General features: G+C 72.5%; 2 protein-coding genes. One reads left to right on the top strand and one right to left on the bottom strand.

The window, feature by feature from the left end:
* Positions 1-146 precede the first annotated feature (146 nt).
* Entirely contained in the window at positions 147-2,555 is a 2,409-nt protein-coding gene (locus ACOV8S_RS23195; protein WP_448319976.1) for a M4 family metallopeptidase, read from the bottom strand.
* 258 nt (positions 2,556-2,813) lie between these two features.
* Between ACOV8S_RS23195 and ACOV8S_RS23200 the strand changes: the two genes are divergently transcribed.
* Entirely contained in the window at positions 2,814-3,605 is a 792-nt protein-coding gene (locus tag ACOV8S_RS23200; protein WP_448319977.1) for a hypothetical protein, read from the top strand.
* The last annotated feature ends 91 nt before the right edge of the window (positions 3,606-3,696 follow it).

Genomic DNA, 3,696 nt, shown 5'->3' on the forward strand with positions numbered 1-3,696 from the left:
CCTCCGGCGGGGCCGTGGGGACGCCGGTGCGCTCCGGCCGGGCGTGAGACCGGTGCGGGGCGGACACAGGAGCGCGGGCCGCCCCGGGGAGGGACGGCCCGCGCTGCGCGCCCGCCCCCGGCCCGGGAGCCGGGGGCGGGCGGTGACTAGCTCACGTTCAGAGCGGTGTCGTCGATCACGAAGCTCGTCTGCAGGGTGGTGTCCTCCACGCCGTTGAACTTCAGGGTGACGGTCTGACCGGCCATCGAGGACAGGTCGAAGGACTTCTGGACGTACCCGGTGGCCGCGTTCAGGTTGCTGTAGCTGGCCAGGGTGGTCGAACCGGCGGTGACCGTCAGCTTGTCGTACGCCGAGGAGGTGGTGGTCTCCGCGGTGTCGATGTGCAGCCAGAAGCTGAGGGTGGCCTTGCAGCCGGCGGGGATGGTCACCGACTGCGAGAGCGTGTCGGTGTGCGAGGAGCCGTAGCCGTCCAGCCAGGCCTTGTACGAGCCGCCGTGCGCCGCCTGGCCGCTGTCGGTGGTGATGACGCCGCTGCTGGCGGACCAGGTGGTGTTGCCCGACTCGAAGCCGGGGTTGCCCAGCAGCTGCTTGGCGGTGCAGGTGCCGCTGCCGGCCGGGTTCACGGTCCAGGTGAAGGAGGCGGTGCCGGTCTGCGCGGCGCTGTCCTTGACCGTGACGGTGGTGCTGTAGGTGCCGGCCGTGGTCGGCGTGCCGGAGATCAGACCGGTGGACGAGTTGATGGTCAGTCCGGCCGGCAGCCCGGTGGCGCTGTAGGTGAGGGCGCCGGCGTTGCTGCTGCTCGCGCTGATCTGCAGGCTGGTGGCGGTGCCGACGGTGGCCGTGCGGCTGCCCGGGTTGGTGACGGTGACGCCGTTGCCCGGAACGGGCGCGTGGGCGCCGACGTTGATGCCCGCGAAGGCGTTGGCCACACCGGCGTACTGTGCGGAGTTCGCGCCGTACAGGGCGGTGGCCGCGTTGAGCGCGGCGGTGCGGGCGCCCGCGTAGTTGGTGCTGGACGTCATGTAGGTGGTCAGCGCCTTGTACCAGATCTGCAGGGCGGCCGCGCGGCCGATGCCCTGGACGGCGATGCCGTCGCTGGTGGGGCTGTTGTAGGTGACGCCGTTGATCGTCTTGGTGCCGCTGCCCTCGGAGAGCAGGTAGAACATGTGGTTCGCGGGACCCGAGGAGTAGTGGACGTCGATGCTGCCGATGCCCGAGTACCAGGAGTCCTTGGAGCCGCCGTCCTTGCTCGGCTTGTCCATGTAGCGCAGCGGGGTGCCGTCGCCGTTGATGTCGATCTTCTCGCCGACCATGTAGTCGCCGACGTCGGTGGAGTTGCCCGCGGCGAACTCGGCACCGGCCGCGAAGATGTCCGAGGTGGCCTCGTTGAGGCCGCCGGACTCGCCGCTGTAGGTGAGGTTGGCGGTCGCCGAGGTGACGCCGTGGCTCATCTCGTGGGCCGCCACGTCCAGCGAGGTCAGCGGGTGGGTGTTGCCCGAGCCGTCGCCGTAGGTCATGCAGAAGCAGCTGTCGTCCCAGAAGGCGTTGACGTAGGCGCTGCCGTAGTGGACCCGCGAGTAGGCGCCCTGGCCGTTGTTCTCGATGCCGCTGCGGTTGAACGTGCTCTTGAAGAAGTCCCAGGTCACCGCGGCGCCGTAGGCGGCGTCGACGGCGGCGGTCTGGTCGGTCGACGAGCTGGAGGCGGTGCCGGTGCCCCAGGTGTCGTCGGCGTCGGTGAACAGCGTGCCGGTGCCGGAGGTGGCGCGGGCCAGGTTGTACGTCTTGTGTCCGCCGCGGGTGCCGTCCGTCAGCTGGTAGGTGGACCCGGAAAGCGTGGTGCCCAGGGTGACCGTGCCGCTGTAGAGGCTCTTGCCGGTGCCGGTCTTGACGTCCTCGGACTCGTGCAGCTTCTCGCCGGTCAGGGCGTCGGTGACGACGCGCAGGCGGCTGGGGGTGCCGTCGTGCTGGAAGCCCTCGACGGTGGTCTCCCAGGCCAGGCGGGGGGTGCCCGAACCGGCCCAGACGACCTTGCGGGTGGTGTCGGCCGTCGGCGTGGCGTTGCCGTCGTGCGCCTTGGCGGCCTTGACCGCCTTGGTCTCGGCGGCGCTCTTCGCGACCTTCTCGGTGGTGTCCACCGCGAGGGCGCGCTTGTTGTTGAACGTGGCGTTCAGCCCGTCGCCCTTGCCGGACTGCGGGGCGTCGTGGACGACGAGGTCGCCGCCGAGGACCGGCAGACCGGCGTAGGTCCGCTCGTAACGGGTGTGCAGCGTCCCGTCGTTGTCCTGGACGACGTCCTTGACGAGGAGCTTCTCCTTGCCGCCGAGCTTGAGCTTCTTGGCGTGGCCGTCCGCCTTGGTCTCGGCGGACTTGATCAGCGCGGTGCGCTCGGAGGCCGTGATGTCGGCGGCGAGCGCGCCGGCGCGCAGCGGGGCGGCCTTGGGCGCGGCGTCCGGCTGGGCGACGGCCGGGAGGGCGGGCAAGCCGACGGCGACCAGCGCCGCCGCGGCCAGCAGGCCGGTGGAGGCGGCCCGTCGGCGGAGGGTTGTGTGTCTCACGCGGTGTCCTGTCCGTTCGCGGCCACGGTGGCGGCCGGGGGGCTAGCCGGGCGGGCGGTGGACCGCCGGTGACCGGCAGGGGTAACGGTCAGGGGTGAGGATGGCAGCGTTGACTCGGCCATGTCACGAGTGGAGGGGGCCCGGGCCACCGCTTCGAGGGATAACCCTCGGTACTCAGGGGGGACATGAGCGCACGAATCGGCTGCGGTCCGTCCGGCGCACCCTCGGTGACCCGCGTGCGCCCCTTACGCTGCGGGCATGACGCCTGGCCCGGAGTTCGCCACGACGGCCGGACGGCTGCTGGAGCACCGCGGGCTGCGCCCGGCCCAACTCGCCGCACGGGCCGGGGTGGACGAGCACGAGATCACGGCCCTGCTCGCCGGGAGCGCACCCGACGGGGACCTGCTGCGCCGGCTGGCGGGCCCGCTACGGCTGCGTGCCGTCGACCTGTTCGTCCTCGCCGGGCTGCCGGTCCCCGGCGACCTGACGCCGCTGAGCGCCGCGGCAGGCCGATGGGCGGCAGACCTGGTGATGCACGGGGCGCACCTCACGGCCGACGGGAGGCGTCAACTCCTGGACCACGTGCGTTCGTTGCCCCAGGAGACCCAGATCGAGCCTGGGTTCGCACCACCGGGGCCCGTGCCGCGCGCGGACCTGCCGGGCGGCCGGGTGATCCGCATGTTCCGGTACCGCAACCTCGGCTGGTCCCACCTGGCGAAGGTCCTCGCGGTGCTCACCCCGACGTACCTCTCGGCTTCCACCTACGGCGTGATCGGGGCCGGCCGCAAGGAGCTCACGCCGCGCCTGGTGACGGACTTCGCCGCGCTCCTCGGCATCGACGCCGTGGAGCTGGCGGGCCTGACGGGTGTGGTGCTGGACGAGGCGCCGCCGCCTCCCGCCCCGGAGGCCGTGGACGCCGCGGCACTGCTGTGGGAGGCACGCCGTCTGTCGGCCGACCAGGCGCGGCAGGCCGCCGAGCTGGCGCTGTCCCTGCGCGGGGACGACACCGGGTACTTCCTCACGAATCTGCCGGCCCGCCACCGGGGCTGACGCTCCCCGGTACCGGCATCCGCCGGCCGGGCGCCGGTCCCCGACGGACCCCACCGGGCGCAGCGGCTCGGCGACGGACCGGGTCCCGCCC

It is taken from the genome of Streptomyces sp. CO7 (assembly GCF_053474865.1).

Bases quoted from the DNA above. Each gene is read 5' to 3' on its own strand.
- ACOV8S_RS23200 (WP_448319977.1), top strand. From the start codon at position 2,814: ATGACGCCTGGCCCGGAGTTCGCCACGACGGCCGGACGGCTGCTGGAG.